Source organism: Bacillus sp. SIMBA_154, assembly GCF_046536015.1.
GTDB lineage: Bacteria > Bacillota > Bacilli > Bacillales > Bacillaceae > Bacillus > Bacillus pumilus_P.
Genome location: NZ_JAWJBV010000001.1, coordinates 504943 through 519732, shown reverse-complemented (window position 1 = coordinate 519732; position 14790 = coordinate 504943). Strand labels below are relative to the sequence as shown.

Here is a 14790-nt window from a genome sequence, read left to right as displayed (position 1 = left end):
GTTATTTCTGTTCAGAGAGGAACTGATGATGAGAGAAACGAATAGCATTCGAACAAAGTTGACACAATTTCTAACCATTTTGATCCCGATTTTAATCACACAAGCGGGTCTTTCGCTTATTACGTTTTTAGACACGGTGATGTCTGGAAAGGTGAGCGCAGAAGACCTTGCGGGTGTCGCGATCGGTTCCAGCATTTGGACACCTGTTTATACAGGGCTTGCCGGTATATTAATGGCCGTTACTCCGATTGTGGCCCAGCTGATGGGTGCAGACCAAAAACAAGACGTTCCTCGGGCTGTCTTTCAGGCCATCTATTTATCCTTTCTTTTAAGTGTCGTTGTGATCGTCATTGGAACGATTAGCGTCCCTTTCATATTAGGAGGACTTGGTCTTGACCCATCCGTTGAGGATATTGCCCGGCATTTTCTCAGCTTTCTTGCTTTTGGGATCATCCCGCTGTTTGGTTATTCAGTGCTGAGGTCATTTATTGATGCATTAGGGAAAACACGTGTGACGATGTTTGTTACGTTAACAGCACTTCCTATTAACTTTGTTTTAAATTATTTATTGATATTTGGGAATTTTGGCTTGCCAAAGCTAGGCGGTGCAGGGGCTGGCCTTGCATCTGCGATGACGTATTGGGCCATTTTCATCATGAGCATTTGTATTGTCATCAAGGCAGAACCATTTGCCTCATTTCGTTTGTTTCAAAAACTGCCTCGGTTCAACATCTCCCGTATGGGGCAAATACTGAAAATCGGTATCCCTATTGGGTTTGCGATCTTTTTTGAAACGAGCATTTTCGCAGCTGTCACGCTTTTAATGGGTCACTTTGATACCGTGACGATCGCCAGTCACCAAGCAGCAATGAACTTTGCTTCTATCTTATACATTTTACCGCTTAGTATCTCAATGGCTTTAACGATCGTCGTTGGCTTTGAAGCCGGTGCCATGCGGTATAAAGACGCACAAATCTACAGCTATATTGGAATTGGAACTGCTGTTTTATTCTCATTATGTACGGCAGCACTCATTTTGTTATTTAGACCAGAGATCGCAGGTTTATATACAACTGACTCGGCTGTTTTACAGCTGACACAGCACTTTTTGATTTACGCCATCTTTTTCCAGCTGTCAGATGCGATCGCTGCACCGATTCAAGGGTCTCTTCGCGGCTATAAAGATGTGAACTATACACTCATTGCAGCTTTTTTCTCTTACTGGGTCATCGGTCTTCCTGCCGGCTACCTGATTGGCACATATACCTCATTTGGGGCGTTCGGCTATTGGATCGGTCTCATTGCAGGGCTTGCCGCTGGTGCAATCGTCCTCTTTATCCGTCTCAGGTTGATTGAAAAACGACTGATTCAACTTAAACATGCACCCAATCATTAAATACGACACAAAAAAGCAGCTGATCCTTGTCAGCTGCCTTTTTCATTAGTCATTCCATTGATACGTCCAGAAAATTTCTTCATCCAACCATTTTTGGACGACTGGTTCTTTGTTTTTCAGTTTCTGCTCAATTTCTCTCAGTATGCCTTCTGTTTGTGTTCTGTGCGCTCTCAGTGCATTTAATTTGATATCTGCTACATCTGTAATATTGATCACAATATCTGCATTTCCTAGCACTTCTTCTCTATTTCTCGTAATGGCCATGCAGTATGTGACAGGACGGTCTTCTTTTTTCTTACGGTAAAGAGCACGGATGACGGCTTCCCCTGTCGCATCATGATCAGGGTGTACACCGTGTCCTGGGTAAAACGTGACAATAAGTGTTGGTTTGACTTCATCGATGATGTTTTCCATCACATCCGCCAAATACTCATCATCTTCAAATTCGAGCGTCTTATCACGTAGTCCAAGCATACGTAAATCCGTGACATCCATTTCTTTGCATGCATTGATTAATTCCTGTTTTCGTAATTCAGGAAGTGTCTCACGGTTGGCATATGGTGGGCTGCCCATAATTCTGCCCATTTCCCCAAGTGTCCCGCATGCATACGTGACTGGAATTCCGCGTTTTCTGCTTTGTGCGATGAGACCTGCGACCCCATAGGATTCATCATCGGGGTGAGGCAGCATCACTAATACATGTTCGTTCATCACTCGTCACCCTTTCTCCTACACCTGAAATGGTGTTTCACTAATTTGTAATGAGATCGCTAGTTTCCCGTCTGGCAAGTGCCCTGCTAATAGCAGGCGGCCTTGTTCATCAAACACATAGTCGGTCAAGCCTTCTGCGTAAATCCAGCCATCTTCTGTTTTCATTCCAACACGGTACGGACCTTGTCCTTTTATTTTCGCCTGTGAATAGACAACTTTCGCATTGCGGATATACGCCACGACCGTCATATTTTGTTCATTTACATGAGCTGAATAAGAACCAGTTGTCGTTTCAAGATGAACGAAGACTGGACGATTTAAAAACGATTCAAGATGTGCAGTGACATCTTCCGTTTGAATTGGTTTCATGAGTGGTTCCTTCCTTCATTTTGAATTAATTCTCGCAGCTTTTTCGTATGTAAGCTGATCAGCTGCAATTGATGATCATGCTCAAGCTCACTTTCTAATATTCTCTCCACAGCGAGCACATACTTTTGATGTAACGATTTTCTCGCCCGCGGATGGGTGCGAGCATCCAGTAAATCATCACGTATGGCCTCGTGTAAAGAAGACATATTATCGACATCAAGCTGACGATTTTTCCATAAAGATCGATAAGCGGCTGTAAGCTCATTGGCTGATGACATGTGATCACCTCTACAGTTTTGGTAACAACTTATTATGACATGATCTGCCTTTAAAAAAAAGCAAACTGCTTGTTCTCTTTAATGAGAATTCGCTGTTTTTTTCATGCGTAATTGTGAGGTGGTAAACAGTAAAATGGCCACCCAAATACAGAAAAACGTCAAGATTTTTGCTGCAGATAAGTGTTCGTGATACACAAATAGCCCTAAAAACAGCGTAATCGTCGGTGCAATGTATTGCAAAATGCCGACTTGATACAGAGGAAGCCTTTTTGCGCCTTCAGAAAATAAAAGTAGCGGCACAGCCGTAAAAACCCCTGCAAAAAATAAGAGGCCCAGCGATCCGAAACTGTTTGGATTCATGGTCACCACAGGTTCTTTTAAGTAGAATAATAAATAAACAAGTGCAGCCGGTGCGAGAAGCAGCGTTTCAATCGTTAACCCAATAGCGCTCGTAAAGCTCATCCTTTTTTTAATCAGTCCATAGAAACCAAAGCTAAAGGCTAATAAGAAAGCAACGACAGGAAATGAACCGTACTGAACCGTTGAAATGATCACACCAGCGGCGGCAATGAGAATCGCGATCGTTTGCATTTTATTCAGTCGTTCTTTCAAGAAAAGGATGCCTAATAAAACGGATACTAGCGGATTAATATAGTATCCTAAACTTGCTTCTAGCATGAGATGATGGTTGACTGCCCAAATGTACACATACCAGTTGACCGAAATTAAAATAGCAGATAAAAGTAATGAGAAAAGTGCTTTTCCATCCATCATCAGCCCCTTCACAGTCTGTATTGCTGGGCGGACTTGCTTTAAATAAAGGAGAATACCACACATAAAAACAAATGACCATACGATTCTGTGAGCTAAAATTTCGCCTGACGAAATATGCTCCATCAGTTTCCAATATAATGGGAATAGCCCCCATAATGTAAAAGATGCTGCAGTATACAGGACACCTTTTGATTGATGCTGTTCGTTCAATCTAACCATTCCTTTCTAAACCTATCGTATATTATAGCACGCACTCAGGTGAATGGGCATATACTAATTCAGGGCATTTAGAAAGGATGATTTGCATGTTTGACTGGAACCGATTATTCCCTTTTCAAAAGCAATTTTCAAAAGAAGCCTTAAAAAATTCAGATCCTAAAGACGTTGAGCAATATGTCAATCAAGTGATGGAAAGTGTATTCGGCTCCAATTATTCTGCTCAGTTCCCCTTTCAGGATCCGCTGTCTCAGCATCAAAAAACAAGAGAGCCAGACGTCAAAAAAGAGAAAGAGCCGAATGTTGAAGTGTTTGAAACAACTGATCACGTGTTTGTCAAAATAGAGCTTGCTCGTCCGAACACAGAAAAAGTGAAAATCAAACATACAGCCAATCTGCTGTTTATTGATCATTTTCCTGAAGAGAATGAACAAAAGAAGATCGTCCTGCCTGCTGCCGTGAAAAGAAAAGGAACGAAGGCTTCGTATCAAGAGGGTATTTTGGAAATTATGTTCTTAAAGCATGATGATCCGGGGATCTCTGAAATTGATATTCCATTATAAAAAGCCTGCTTTGATATGGAAGCAGGCTTACTCTTTTTTCTTAATAATATGGTGGATATCCGCCGCCATAAGGTGGTGGAGCAGGCGGTGGTGGTGGTGGCGGGTAATATGGACGAGGATAATTAAAAATCGCACTTCCTAGAAATCCGCCAAGCAGTCCGCCGACTAAAGGAGCGCCAAAACCAAAAAACAAAGGGACTCTGGATTCATATGGCGGAATGCCAGGGGCGCCGCCTCGAAAATACGGAGTATGAGGGTACATGCATTTCTCCTCCTTTGTCATGTGCCTAACATCAGCATATTCACCAGGAGACAAAACGTTTGGGCAAACCTGAAACTAGGCTTGCTCCTTTTTTTCATGAGATCCAGCATATTCCCCTGCCCAGCGCGATACTTCTCCAAACACACCGTTTAATGCATTCCCCTTTTCGGTTAGACAATAGATGACTTTGACAGGCGTTTCAGGCAGTACAATTCGCTCTATAATTCCTTCTTGCTCAAGCTCTTTTAAGCGTTCTGCGAGCATTTTTTGACTGATGGATGGAATAATGTCCGTCAGGTCTTTAAACCGCTTTGGACCATCAAGCAATACATGAATAATGAGACCATTCCACCTTTTGCCAAGAAGTAAAAAAGCTTGCTGAATGTGTGGACATAATTGGAATTCCATATATTTCAGCCTTTCTTTTCCTGATTGTTTGACAAACTAACGGTATACAATTTAAAATATCTTTAGTTACAATAAGTAAGTTTCTCACTTTTTTATTTATTGTACCATACTATTTGCAAAAACGGGAGGAAATATCCATATGGCGAGCGATCAAAAAACGATTGAAATTTTAAAAGAAAGAGCTTCAGTAAAAGAGTATGATACAACTCATGAAATGACAAAAGAAGAGCTAACAGAACTTCTTAATGTTACAACAAAAGCACCATCTGCGTGGAACCTTCAGCATTGGCATTTCACTGTATTCCATAGTGCTGAATCAAAAGCAAAGTTACTTCCAATCGCTTACAACCAAAAGCAAGTCTCACAAGCATCAGCTGTTATTGCAGTGTTAGGTGACCTTGAAGCCAATAAAAATGGCGAAAAAATCTACAGTGAGCTAGCAGAACAAGGCTTCATTACAGAAGATATTAAAGAAACACTCATGACTCAAATTAATGGCGCTTACCAAAGTGAGCAGTATGCACGTGAAGCAGCGTATTCAAATGCATCATTAGCTGCTATGCAATTAATGATTGCTGCTAAAGCAATGGGATATGATACATGCGCAATGGGTGGTTTTAGTAAAGAAGCGTACATCAAAGAATTCAATGTGAGCGGCCGCTACGAACCAGTCATGCTGATCTCAGTTGGTAAAGCAGCAAAAGAAGCTCATAAAAGCAATCGTTTTGACATCGAAGAAGTATCTGATTTCCTATAAAAAATGGCAGAGCCTCAGCTTTCATGCTGGGGCTTTTTTATTTGTTTTAAATATTATTCCTCCATACTTTTTTTCAAATCCCACTCTTCACTCTTCTGTCTTTTTGCGAATGAAAGCGTTATATTAGTATGGCATTCTCAAAAATGATTGTTTTTTCTGAAAATGGTCTTGTGATCTAATCTGACAACTGCTATTATTATGAAATTACAAAATATTCAGGAGGAAAACATGAATAAAAAATTGATGCTGGCACTACTTATATCGATTCCTTTCATCGGACAGCTCGCACTGCTTCCCTTTGTGAATCGTATTCATCCATTTGTGATTGGGCTGCCCTTTTTCCACTTCTGGCTCTTACTATGGATTGTTCTCACACCAGTTTGTACATTTATCATTTACCGGATGCAACATTCAAATGGAGGAACTGACTAATGCAAGGAAATTTAACAGCTTTATTGATTACTGCAAGTATTATTTTCATCGTCGTGGTCATCGGATTTGCCGCTGGTCGTGACAAATCGTCAAGACAGTCGGTAGAAGAATGGTCTGTCGGCGGGAGAAAATTCGGCGGGCTACTCGTCTGGTTCCTCGTTGGCGCAGACTTATATACAGCTTATACCTTTTTAGGGCTCACAAGTACAGCTTATACAGCTGGAAGTGTCGCTTTTTTCGCTATCCCTTATTCGGTTCTTGCTTATTTTATTGCTTATTTTTTCTTACCGAAACTTTGGACAGTTGCGAAAAATCACAAGCTTACAACCCTTGCTGATTATGCACGTGAGCGGTTTGACAGCAAGCTGTTATCTAGTTTGATTGCCATTATTGGTGTACTTATGCTTATTCCTTATATTTGTCTTCAGCTGAGCGGGATTCAAGATACGTTAACTGTCGCTGGAACTAGTTATATTAATGTGAATGCAGTTGTTATTATTTCATTTATTTTAGTTGCACTTTATACATTTTTCAGCGGTATTAAAGGACCTACATATACAGCCATTATTAAGGATATTCTTGTTTGGGTGATCATGCTCTTTATGGTGGTTTCTCTGCCAATCATTCATTTTAACGGATGGACACCTATGATGAATACGTTAGTCAAGGAAGCACCACAGCTTCTGACGATACCTGAAGGCGGTCCTAAAGGCATTTTGTGGTTCATTACTGCTTCAGGCGTTTCTGCCCTTGCTCTTTTTATGTGGGCACACGCGGCAACTGGTGTTTTTACAGCCAAAAGCGCAGATGCCATCCGTAAAAACAGCATATTTTTGCCTCTTTATAACATTGTGTTGATTTTGGTCATCTTCCTTGGGTTTATTGCATTTTTAGTCTTACCAGAAGATACTAATCCAAGATTTGCTCTTCTTCATTTAATTCAAACGTCATATGGTGGCGTGATGCAGGGGCTGGCTTATTCAACGATTGCGCTGGCTTCTCTCATTCCATGTTCCATCATGGCCATTGGCGCGTCGAATTTATTTGCGAATAATTTATACCGTGACTTAATCCATCCAAATGTGACACCGAAAAGATTAACCATCATTACACGTTCGATGGTGTTTATTGTCATCGGGCTGGCCCTTTTATTCGGGATGCTCTTCCCAACTGCACTCGTCACGCTCCAGCTGATCGGTGTTTCAGGAATGGTTCAAATTTTCCCAGCGATTGCGATCAGCTTGTTCTGGAAAAAACAGTCTAGAGAAGCCACCATTGCAGGGCTGGTCGTAGGGATTATCGTCACCTTTACAGCCAATATTACACAAGTAACGTTCGGCCTTTATGAGGGCTTTCTCGGTTTACTAGCAAACGTTGTGGTCATCTTGATGTTGAATCCATTCTTCCAAAAGAATGTCACATACAATTCAGTTACAAATGATCTGTTTGAAAAGGACAACGAAAAAGCAGCAACGATGGCAAATGAAGCGTAAGCATAAGAAAAAACAGTCCCCTAATGAGGACTGCTTTCAGCGTGTAGACAAACCCTCGCATTCTTTGTCAGGTCTGCGCTCCGGTGCTCACGAATGTCAAATTCGCTCCGCTCCAGTGCTCGTCCTTCCTAGACTTCAAAGGTTTTCTATCACGCTGAAAAGAAGACAAAGGGCTAAAATAAACATCATTTTAGCCCTTTGTCAACAATCTAAAAGCAGTCCCCTGATGAGGACTGCTTTTTCTTTATTTCATTTCTTTTTTTAAGACTTCAAGTGCTTTTTTCATTTGCGTATCATTTTTCTTTAGCTTATCTTGGATGTTTGTCATGAGTACCGTCGTTGTATCCCCTGTGAGAATACCGTCTGCCTTCAGATCATGATCTGTTTGGAAGCTTTTCACGATAGACTGGAATGCTTGATCATACTCACCATTTGCTTTTGCTTTATAGCCAAGTGCTTGGAACATTTTTTGAGCCGCTTTGACTTCATCACCATTATCATTGAGCTGATACGTCTTTTTAGGGCTTAAATATGGCAGCTTCGCATAACTTGGCAAAGATGCTTTCACCTGTGGTTCAATTCCTTTTTTGTGAATCCAAGAACCGTTCGGTGTCAGCCACTTCGCAATGGTTAACTTGACACTAGAACCATCATTATAGCTTTGCGCATTCTGAACAGTTCCTTTACCGAACGTCTTTTCACCAACAATTTGAATGCCTGATGATTGGTGCAGAGCAGCCGCCATGATTTCAGCAGCGCTGGCTGAGCCGCCGTTTACAAGGACAACTGCCGGTTGATGGACTTTGCGTTCTTTTTCAGCCTTGTACACTTGTTTCTTCCCTTTTTCTTCAACCTGCATAATGACTTTTCCTTTATCGATAAAGTCATTACTCATTTCAATCGCTTCTGTCATAATACCGCCTGGATTATCTCTCAGGTCGATGACAAATCCTTTTGCCCCTTTTTTCTCGAGGTCATCAATCGCTTTATCTAGCTCTTTAGATGTTGTTTCAGCAAAGGACGTAATTTGGATTTCTCCTATTTTATCTTTTGTTAATTTTGCATAAACCGTTTCAAGTGGAATGGTGTCTCTTGTGATGTTCACATCTACATTGCCAACACCTTGCCGATTGAGATGCAGCTTGACATCCGTTCCTTTTTTGCCTCTGATGAGAGAGACTGCTTTGTTTACCGACATTCCTTTTGTACTTTTTCCATTCACCTTTAAAATACGATCATGAGGTTTCAAACCAGCTTTTTCAGCAGGAGAGCCTTTAATCGGCGCGACAATTAAAATTTGTCCATCCTTTTCTTCTACTTGTGCACCGATTCCTTCAAATGAGGAAGAAATGGTATTGTTAAATCCTTCGGCTTCCTCCTGATCCATATATGTAGAGTATGGATCATCAAGTGATGCAATCATTCCTTGAATCGCACCATCTACTAGTTTTTGATCATCCGTTTTTTCGTAATACTCATCTTTTACTTTCGTATAAGCAGCCATGAGTTTACTAAACTTCTCATCTCCTGAGACACTGACAGCACCTTGTTTTGTGATCACAAATGTAATCGCTGAGGAAAGTGCAGCTGTCACCAGAATGGCTATCACGAACTTGAATTGTTTTTTCAAAAAAACACCACCTTTATCTCCTTTCATTATTATCAAGGACGATTCTCCATCCGTCAACCAAAGGATAAAACTTCTATTTGAAAAGATAAGCCACTTGACTCTGCATTGCATAATCTTTAGAGAGGAATATGATAAGGAAAGAAGGGATTTCATGAGTGATTATGTAGAAATGCTTGCCTATTTTGGCGTATCGGGTGCCCATCCTGGTGGAATTGAGTTAACGAAATCGATGATTGAGCATATAAAACTGACGCCGGATGCGCGTATACTGGATACCGGATGCGGTACGGGACAAACGGCTGCGTATTTAGGAAATTTAGGTTATCAGGTGGAGGCGATTGATACGCACCCTTTGATGATTGAAAAGGCCAACCTTCGATTCGAGCGAGAGGAACTGCCGATCCGTGCCTTGCAAGCATCCATTGAACAGCTTCCATTTCCAGATACAGCTTTCTCTCTACTGATCAGTGAATCTGTTTTAAGTTTCACCGAATTACCTGCGGCGCTTGCTGAGATTAAACGGGTGCTTTCCCCTGGAAGTCAATTGATCGCAAATGAAGCTATGTTAAAAGCACCTTTGAAACCGGAAGAGCTGGCAGTTGTTCGAGATTTTTATGGCTTCCACTCCCTCTTTTCGCTTGAAGAATGGAAAGAGCAGCTAATAGCGGCAGGCTTCCGTGATATTCGGATTCTCTCATTCGATGAACACATGGTGCAGGAGGAGCCTACAGAAATGGATTTATCTGAACAAATACCGCCTTCTCTTTACGATACACTGCAAACACACTATGACCTCATTCAAGCGCACCGGGAACATCTGAGTCACATTCTATTTGAATGTACAGTATAAAATGAGCAAAACTCCTATATGTTTTGTCCAAACTCTATGAGGTCTCTCGCATAGGATAAGAGTGAAAAGAGTTTGTCATAAGGAGGAAAAACATGGAGCGCTACTACAAGCTTTGTCAGCAGCATATGGGGAAAGTCGCTAGAATTACCGATCGTAATGGCAGAGTGCATGTTGGACGTATTGAGCGGGTGACAAACCGCAAAGTTTATATTCGTCCAGTCGGTGGGTCTCGCCAAGGCTTTGGCTTTGGTTATTACGGAGGATATTATGGCTGGGGTGCAGCTTATGGCATTGGTCTCGGATTCATTACCGGCTTCGCACTAGCAGGATTGTTCTTTTTTTAAAAGGAGAATAAAAGAAGGCCCCCCAAACAGCTGGGAGGCCTTTTATTTGTTTAGATTTTCTTCACTTTGTTCATGTACTCTTCAAATGTTAAGTCGTGATCATGCATCGCTTTTGCTGCTTCTTTTCCAACATAGCGCAGGTGCCACGGCTCATATTCAAATTTCGTGATGTCTTCTTTTCCTTTTGGATAACGAATGATAAAGCCATATTGATAAGCGTTTTTAGCAACCCATTTGCCATCAGGTGTTTCACCAAACTTTTCAGAGATCTCAAAGCCGGCACTCTTTGAGGAAATGTCCATTGCGAGACCTGTTTGATGTTCACTTTCGCCTGGTAAAGCTACTGCTTCTTGGGCTTTGTCTTTCCCTTTTAATTTGACCTCACTGTCAAAAATGACTTTTTGACGGTCGTAGGAGCGATAGCCAGATACAGCAGCCAGTTCGAAGTTTTCCTTTTTCGCGCCTTTGAAGAACTTCTCAAGTGCTTCCGCTGCTTCTTTACGAATATATCGTTTTTCAATATCCTCTGAAAAAGAGAATTCTACTTTTGGTACAACGAGATCAGAAGGTTTATAGGTTCCTGGCAGTGCGTATTCTTTGTTGACTAATGCTAGCACATTTTCAGGATTTTGTATGGTTTTCAGCCCACTGACAACCTTGATGTCATTGAAATGTTCACTCTTTAACGTCAGCTCTTGATCAGATGAATCTGCCGTATCATTTGAGTTTTGCTGGGATGTTGAACTTGCTGTGTTTTTTTGTTCGTTTGTTTTGCTTGATTCAGATGTACCGCTTTTTTGATCCAGCAACTGGCAGCCTGATAGTGCCGCTGTCAAACCAAGAATTGATGCGATTGAGAGTATTTTATAGCTTTTCTTCATGACATACCTTCCTTTTGCTCTACTAAAAAAATAAAGATGCGCTACATCGTAGCACACCCTTTATATTATTATAAAACAGAGTCTAGTGCAATTAAGATCATTTCGTCAAAAGTCGTTTGACGCTCTTCAGCAGTTGTTTCTTCTCCTGTCAGAACATGATCACTTACTGTCAGAATCGATAACGCTTTTCTACCAAATTTTGCAGCAAGCGTATAAAGAGCTGTTGTCTCCATTTCAATCGCTAGGATACCGTATTGATCCATAAGTTCAAGTGGTTTTTCATTGTAAAATTGGTCTGCTGTAAATACATTTCCGACACGAACGGCTACATTTTTTGCTTCTGCTGTGTCGTAGGCTTTCTTGAGAAGACCAAAATCAGCGCAAGGCGCGTAATCAATCGGTCCAAATGCCACACGGTTCATTTGTGAATCTGTTGAAGATGTCTGGGCTAAAATGACATCACGCACATTGACATCCTTTTTGATCGCTCCGCAAGACCCAACGCGGATTAAGTTTTGAACATCATAGCTTTGAATGAGTTCATTCACATAAATCGAAATAGATGGTACGCCCATTCCAGTGCCTTGTACAGAAACGCGCTTTCCTTTATAGGTTCCAGTAAAACCATACATTCCGCGCACTTCGTTATAGCACTCAACATCTTCTAAATATGTATCTGCTATATATTTCGCACGAAGCGGATCGCCTGGCAGCAATACCGTTTCTGCAATTTGTCCTTTTTCTGCTCCAATATGTACACTCATTTTTTAGCCTCCACTTACGTTTAACATGTGTTTTGTCCTATTTATTATAAACGATTGAGACCTAAAAAGAAAATACCAGCTGGTTCGAAAGCTGGTATCCTAGATCATCTATTTAACTTATCGTCATCAGTCGTTCACTGCGTTTCCACCCTGCCGGAAAGAGCTGATAATAGCATTTCCCCTTTTTCCTATCATCAATCACAACGATATCCCCTGTTGTGATAAACCGCGCATTGTAATCATTAGGGACTGTATCATGTACATTAAATGTCGAGAATGCTTTTTCCAGAACATCAAGGTGTGTTCTGCCGCCAATCTTTGTCCGGTACACAGGCTGATGCCCGCTTGCAGCACCATATTCAGGTGTCTGATAAATGGTTAAGTGATATGCTGAAGGTTTCTTTTGAAAAAATCTCAACGTCAATTGCATTCAAATCCCTCCCCTTTTATATAAAATTGGCTGGGATCTGTCAATTTCCTTCTTCTATTTTTGTCGAATGACAGGCAACCTTTCGTCAATCTTTTTACATAGAAGAAATAAAGCTAGTCCTATCGCAAAGCCTCCCGTGACATCTGTCAAATAATGGACACCAATATACATCCGGCTGATGCCAATCAAAAACACGCATAGTCCTGTGATCAGGTAGACGGTTTTTTGTTTTTCTTTCAGCCATGGAATCATCTCAACTAATAGATATGCGATAAAAGGATAAATCGTCGCTGCATTCATCGAATGTCCACTCGGAAAGCTGTAATAGGTTTCATTGACAAGATGATCAAAGGCCGGACGCTCTCTAGCAAACAGCCCCTTTAGTTCATGATTGATTGTTTTTTCTGTAAGATATAATAGAAAAAGCAGCATGATAGAGTAGTAGCGCTTATACACTAGGAGTACCACACTAAAGATGAGCATGATTGGAACTAGCAGCGCGCTGATGCCAAAGTCCGTCGCAGCCAGCATGACATCATTTATAAAAGGGAGTCTGATGTTCTCAAACCATAGGATGACCTGGTTGTCCAATTCCTGAAATACACCAGATACCATGAGCGCAGTGATGGCACCAAATAAAATGAAAAGAAATAGGATATACACGCGAAAGATTCCCCTCCCTCCTCAGAATCTCTTCAAAGTATAGTGCCTACCACGCCTCTTCTTCAACTATCATTGCTTTCCTCAGCATATATTCAAATGTAATGTCAGCCAGCTCAAACGTTTCTAGCTCAGTCGGTATGTACCCTCTTTTGACCAGCTCCATGTAGAAGAATTCCGCAATTTCCTCTGTATCAATCACCAAATCTGCTTCTTTCATTGCTTTCCGCCTCCTTTTTTATGATGTATGAACGCTGCCTGTTTTTTATTACAGTTTGTCATAATGGCTCATTCCATACATATAAATGCATTAAACAAAAAGAAAAGGGGCTTGAGGCAATGAAATGGTTAAGCATATTAGATGGAGAAACGTTTGATCAGGTGATGGGCCGTATCTTGAGGGGATGGTTTTATGTGATTGTATTTTTATGTGTACCTTATTTTTTATTCGTGTTAGGACAAGTCTTTCTTTAACCAAAATGCTCGTTTAAACTTTCCAAAATAAAATCCATCATATCCTTATATTCTGGATCTTGGAAAAATTCGTAGAGAATTTTATAATCATTGTAAATATCAAGAAGCTCATCCACTATAGATACAGCGAGGAATTCTAGTGGTGCTTCGCTTTCTTGTTTCTCTCCCAACTGTAATAGAGCCGTTTGTACCATATCTTCCTCTATTTCTTTTGAGGTTTCTCCCACGTAATGCACAAAAAGAAGCTGATGAACAAACTGGTCCATCTCATATTTCCTTAGGACAAGCGTTAAGTCTTCCTCCTCTGTTTCCAGCCACTCTCCGTCCTTTAGCCTCGTGAGTTCGTAAATCACATCTTCCCAGCCATCTTCAAGGTAGCGCCAAATTTCAGTCCGATGACCAATGATTTTAAATAGCTCTTTTCCGTAATCTTTTACATATACAACATCGCCAATGAGGAACTCATATTCAATGTCCAGCTTTTCTGTATCCACAATCACTCCGTCGTACTCATCGTAAAGCTGCAGTGATGTTTCAAAATAAAGCACCTCATTATGATTGACCTCATATAAATAGTGCTGGTCAATTTGATGGACTTTTGTAATCGTTCCGACTGTGCCGTACATGACAACGACGACAATATCCCCTACTTGATATTTTGGTGCTTTCGCCTTCATTCTGTCTCCCCCTTGCCCGACTTTTGGTCTTAACGTATCGTATGCCGGCGCAAGGAATTCTGCATGGGCAACCACACCATGCAAAACGCCATTTTATTTCTCCATCAAAAAACCGCTTCTCCCATCCGGAACAAGCGGTTGTATGTGTGTTATTTTTTTTTGACTTCTACTTCGTATTGTTCAAACGCTTCGTCAAATGTAGTCATCGAGTTTAAATAATCGCCATTCAATTCTAAATAGGCACACAGCTCATGATAATCAGTGGAAGCTTTAGGAAAGCTGTGATCTTCATAAGCAGCATTTGCAAAATGACTGATTTCATCTTTCGGTTTTGGATGTCTGTACTTCATTAAATAATGGTAAAACGACTTCACCTGGTTTTCCCTCCGCGACACTCTATTTTGTTGTTATATTATACAGG

The 14790-nt window shown here is 41.0% G+C and carries 22 protein-coding genes; 8 read left to right on the top strand and 14 right to left on the bottom strand.

What is annotated here, in order from left to right; all coding sequences use genetic code 11:
• The first annotated feature begins 28 nt into the window (after nt 1–28).
• Nucleotides 29–1396 carry an MATE family efflux transporter gene (locus R0K30_RS03170; RefSeq protein WP_410609071.1) on the top strand — a complete coding sequence of 456 codons (1368 nt, stop codon included), beginning with the start codon at nt 29–31 and terminating at the stop codon, nt 1394–1396.
• Between the two features lie 45 nt (nt 1397–1441).
• Here the strand turns inward: R0K30_RS03170 and bshB2 are convergent, their stop codons facing one another.
• The 4 genes from bshB2 to rarD form a co-directional block, all read right to left on the bottom strand.
• Nucleotides 1442–2107, bottom strand: coding sequence for a bacillithiol biosynthesis deacetylase BshB2 (gene bshB2 / locus R0K30_RS03165; RefSeq protein WP_230030287.1), 666 nt, complete (start codon nt 2105–2107; stop codon nt 1442–1444).
• Nucleotides 2108–2125: 18 nt separating this feature from the next.
• Nucleotides 2126–2476 carry a YojF family protein gene (locus R0K30_RS03160; RefSeq protein ID WP_008346474.1) on the bottom strand — a complete coding sequence of 117 codons (351 nt, stop codon included), beginning with the start codon at nt 2474–2476 and terminating at the stop codon, nt 2126–2128.
• Nucleotides 2473–2754, bottom strand: coding sequence for a hypothetical protein (locus tag R0K30_RS03155; RefSeq protein WP_410609068.1), 282 nt, complete (start codon nt 2752–2754; stop codon nt 2473–2475). Before R0K30_RS03155 ends, R0K30_RS03160 begins: the two co-directional genes overlap by 4 nt.
• 78 nt (nt 2755–2832) lie before the next feature.
• The gene (rarD, locus tag R0K30_RS03150; RefSeq protein WP_410609168.1) at nt 2833–3738 is read right to left on the bottom strand and encodes an EamA family transporter RarD; all 906 of its coding nucleotides are present in this window, start codon (nt 3736–3738) and stop codon (nt 2833–2835) included.
• 95 nt (nt 3739–3833) lie between these two features.
• Here rarD and R0K30_RS03145 point away from each other — a divergent pair, with 95 nt between their 5' ends.
• Complete coding sequence (locus R0K30_RS03145) at nt 3834–4307, top strand: Hsp20/alpha crystallin family protein (protein WP_099727903.1); 474 nt, start codon at nt 3834–3836, stop codon at nt 4305–4307.
• A gap of 40 nt (nt 4308–4347) precedes the next feature.
• On the opposite strand, the gene R0K30_RS03140 is transcribed toward R0K30_RS03145, so the two are convergent.
• Both R0K30_RS03140 and R0K30_RS03135 read right to left on the bottom strand, forming a co-directional pair.
• Nucleotides 4348–4569: a hypothetical protein gene (locus R0K30_RS03140; RefSeq protein WP_060697072.1), complete on the bottom strand. Its 222-nt coding sequence runs from the start codon at nt 4567–4569 to the stop codon at nt 4348–4350.
• 75 nt (nt 4570–4644) lie between these two features.
• Nucleotides 4645–4977, bottom strand: a complete 333-nt coding sequence (locus R0K30_RS03135) for a winged helix-turn-helix transcriptional regulator (RefSeq protein WP_099727904.1) — start codon at nt 4975–4977, stop codon at nt 4645–4647.
• Nucleotides 4978–5116: 139 nt separating this feature from the next.
• Between R0K30_RS03135 and R0K30_RS03130 the strand changes: the two genes are divergently transcribed.
• The 3 genes from R0K30_RS03130 (at nt 5117) to R0K30_RS03120 (ending at nt 7659) form a co-directional block, all read left to right on the top strand.
• On the top strand, nt 5117–5734 hold the full coding sequence (locus R0K30_RS03130) for a nitroreductase family protein (RefSeq protein ID WP_099727905.1): 618 nt from the start codon (nt 5117–5119) through the stop codon (nt 5732–5734).
• Between the two features lie 228 nt (nt 5735–5962).
• Nucleotides 5963–6166: a DUF3311 domain-containing protein gene (locus R0K30_RS03125; protein ID WP_099727906.1), complete on the top strand. Its 204-nt coding sequence runs from the start codon at nt 5963–5965 to the stop codon at nt 6164–6166.
• Nucleotides 6166–7659: a sodium:solute symporter family protein gene (locus tag R0K30_RS03120; RefSeq protein WP_230030291.1), complete on the top strand. Its 1494-nt coding sequence runs from the start codon at nt 6166–6168 to the stop codon at nt 7657–7659. Before R0K30_RS03125 ends, R0K30_RS03120 begins: the two co-directional genes overlap by 1 nt.
• Before the next feature lie 244 nt (nt 7660–7903).
• On the opposite strand, the gene R0K30_RS03115 is transcribed toward R0K30_RS03120, so the two are convergent.
• The gene (locus R0K30_RS03115; protein WP_099728733.1) at nt 7904–9289 is read right to left on the bottom strand and encodes a S41 family peptidase; all 1386 of its coding nucleotides are present in this window, start codon (nt 9287–9289) and stop codon (nt 7904–7906) included.
• 151 nt (nt 9290–9440) lie between these two features.
• Between R0K30_RS03115 and R0K30_RS03110 the strand changes: the two genes are divergently transcribed.
• Nucleotides 9441–10139: a class I SAM-dependent methyltransferase gene (locus R0K30_RS03110; RefSeq protein WP_410609063.1), complete on the top strand. Its 699-nt coding sequence runs from the start codon at nt 9441–9443 to the stop codon at nt 10137–10139.
• A gap of 92 nt (nt 10140–10231) precedes the next feature.
• Entirely contained in the window at nt 10232–10483 is a 252-nt protein-coding gene (locus R0K30_RS03105) for a hypothetical protein (RefSeq protein WP_099728729.1), read from the top strand.
• Nucleotides 10484–10533: 50 nt separating this feature from the next.
• Here the strand turns inward: R0K30_RS03105 and R0K30_RS03100 are convergent, their stop codons facing one another.
• The 5 genes from R0K30_RS03100 to R0K30_RS03080 form a co-directional block, all read right to left on the bottom strand.
• The gene (locus R0K30_RS03100) at nt 10534–11364 is read right to left on the bottom strand and encodes a M15 family metallopeptidase (protein WP_410609060.1); all 831 of its coding nucleotides are present in this window, start codon (nt 11362–11364) and stop codon (nt 10534–10536) included.
• A gap of 68 nt (nt 11365–11432) precedes the next feature.
• A complete protein-coding gene (gene deoD / locus R0K30_RS03095; protein WP_034319185.1) occupies nt 11433–12128 on the bottom strand; it encodes a purine-nucleoside phosphorylase in 696 nt (231 codons plus the stop codon).
• Nucleotides 12129–12240: 112 nt separating this feature from the next.
• A complete protein-coding gene (locus tag R0K30_RS03090; protein ID WP_099728727.1) occupies nt 12241–12558 on the bottom strand; it encodes a hypothetical protein in 318 nt (105 codons plus the stop codon).
• Between the two features lie 54 nt (nt 12559–12612).
• Entirely contained in the window at nt 12613–13221 is a 609-nt protein-coding gene (locus tag R0K30_RS03085) for a phosphatase PAP2 family protein (RefSeq protein WP_099728726.1), read from the bottom strand.
• Nucleotides 13222–13267: 46 nt separating this feature from the next.
• The gene (locus R0K30_RS03080; protein ID WP_099728725.1) at nt 13268–13438 is read right to left on the bottom strand and encodes a YozD family protein; all 171 of its coding nucleotides are present in this window, start codon (nt 13436–13438) and stop codon (nt 13268–13270) included.
• Nucleotides 13439–13557: 119 nt separating this feature from the next.
• Between R0K30_RS03080 and R0K30_RS03075 the strand changes: the two genes are divergently transcribed.
• A complete protein-coding gene (locus tag R0K30_RS03075) occupies nt 13558–13692 on the top strand; it encodes a hypothetical protein (protein ID WP_256498704.1) in 135 nt (44 codons plus the stop codon).
• Here R0K30_RS03075 and R0K30_RS03070 read toward each other — a convergent pair.
• On the bottom strand, nt 13689–14369 hold the full coding sequence (locus R0K30_RS03070; protein ID WP_099728724.1) for a hypothetical protein: 681 nt from the start codon (nt 14367–14369) through the stop codon (nt 13689–13691). The two genes, R0K30_RS03075 and R0K30_RS03070, sit on opposite strands and share 4 nt — an antisense overlap.
• A 149-nt stretch (nt 14370–14518) precedes the next feature.
• On the bottom strand, nt 14519–14743 hold the full coding sequence (locus tag R0K30_RS03065; RefSeq protein ID WP_099728723.1) for a YozE family protein: 225 nt from the start codon (nt 14741–14743) through the stop codon (nt 14519–14521).
• Nucleotides 14744–14790 lie beyond the last annotated feature (47 nt).

Excerpts from the sequence above, each read along its gene's own strand:
- deoD (WP_034319185.1), bottom strand. The coding sequence starts at position 12,128 with ATGAGTGTACATATTGGAGCAGAAAAAGGACAAATTGCAGAAACGGTA.
- R0K30_RS03135 (WP_099727904.1), bottom strand. The coding sequence starts at position 4,977 with ATGGAATTCCAATTATGTCCACACATTCAGCAAGCTTTTTTACTTCTT.
- bshB2 (WP_230030287.1), bottom strand. The coding sequence starts at position 2,107 with ATGAACGAACATGTATTAGTGATGCTGCCTCACCCCGATGATGAATCC.
- R0K30_RS03145 (WP_099727903.1), top strand. The coding sequence starts at position 3,834 with ATGTTTGACTGGAACCGATTATTCCCTTTTCAAAAGCAATTTTCAAAA.
- R0K30_RS03170 (WP_410609071.1), top strand. The coding sequence starts at position 29 with ATGAGAGAAACGAATAGCATTCGAACAAAGTTGACACAATTTCTAACC.
- R0K30_RS03120 (WP_230030291.1), top strand. The coding sequence starts at position 6,166 with ATGCAAGGAAATTTAACAGCTTTATTGATTACTGCAAGTATTATTTTC.
- R0K30_RS03090 (WP_099728727.1), bottom strand. The coding sequence starts at position 12,558 with ATGCAATTGACGTTGAGATTTTTTCAAAAGAAACCTTCAGCATATCAC.
- R0K30_RS03105 (WP_099728729.1), top strand. The coding sequence starts at position 10,232 with ATGGAGCGCTACTACAAGCTTTGTCAGCAGCATATGGGGAAAGTCGCT.
- R0K30_RS03075 (WP_256498704.1), top strand. The coding sequence starts at position 13,558 with ATGAAATGGTTAAGCATATTAGATGGAGAAACGTTTGATCAGGTGATG.
- R0K30_RS03070 (WP_099728724.1), bottom strand. The coding sequence starts at position 14,369 with ATGAAGGCGAAAGCACCAAAATATCAAGTAGGGGATATTGTCGTCGTT.
- R0K30_RS03110 (WP_410609063.1), top strand. The coding sequence starts at position 9,441 with ATGAGTGATTATGTAGAAATGCTTGCCTATTTTGGCGTATCGGGTGCC.
- R0K30_RS03160 (WP_008346474.1), bottom strand. The coding sequence starts at position 2,476 with ATGAAACCAATTCAAACGGAAGATGTCACTGCACATCTTGAATCGTTT.
- R0K30_RS03130 (WP_099727905.1), top strand. The coding sequence starts at position 5,117 with ATGGCGAGCGATCAAAAAACGATTGAAATTTTAAAAGAAAGAGCTTCA.
- R0K30_RS03125 (WP_099727906.1), top strand. The coding sequence starts at position 5,963 with ATGAATAAAAAATTGATGCTGGCACTACTTATATCGATTCCTTTCATC.
- R0K30_RS03140 (WP_060697072.1), bottom strand. The coding sequence starts at position 4,569 with ATGTACCCTCATACTCCGTATTTTCGAGGCGGCGCCCCTGGCATTCCG.
- R0K30_RS03100 (WP_410609060.1), bottom strand. The coding sequence starts at position 11,364 with ATGAAGAAAAGCTATAAAATACTCTCAATCGCATCAATTCTTGGTTTG.
- R0K30_RS03080 (WP_099728725.1), bottom strand. The coding sequence starts at position 13,438 with ATGAAAGAAGCAGATTTGGTGATTGATACAGAGGAAATTGCGGAATTC.
- R0K30_RS03155 (WP_410609068.1), bottom strand. The coding sequence starts at position 2,754 with ATGTCATCAGCCAATGAGCTTACAGCCGCTTATCGATCTTTATGGAAA.